Raw genomic sequence first — 347 nt, forward strand, 5'->3', positions numbered from 1 at the left:
GGTCAGCTACTTGCTCACCAGCAAGAGTCGCGAAAGCCCCGTTTTTCTCGTCGTGCCCTCGCTGTAGCAGGCGTGGGCACCCTCGGTGCTCTCATCGTCGGTCGACAGGCCGGTATCCTCGCCACCAATGAGGAAAAGCAGAAAATGCGTCTTCTTAAATGGGATAGGGCACTAATCGCTCTAGAACCTGATGAGAAGTTTGATGCTGGTTACGTAGACCGTGGAAGCGCAGCGGGGTTTATGGTCTACACCGCCTACGAACGCAACGGCAGGTACGTACCCGCCACTGAAGAGCATGCAGCCCAGAATGTGCCCTACCCCGTTCTGCAGCCGGGAATGAATGAGTA

General features: G+C 56.2%; 1 protein-coding gene. It reads left to right on the forward strand.

What is annotated here, in order from left to right:
• A partial coding sequence (locus HMPREF2894_RS03890; RefSeq protein ID WP_141754526.1) for a DUF6318 family protein occupies positions 1-347 on the forward strand: 347 nt, incomplete at both ends.

The organism is Rothia sp. HMSC066G02, assembly GCF_001813145.1.
Classification (GTDB): domain Bacteria; phylum Actinomycetota; class Actinomycetes; order Actinomycetales; family Micrococcaceae; genus Rothia.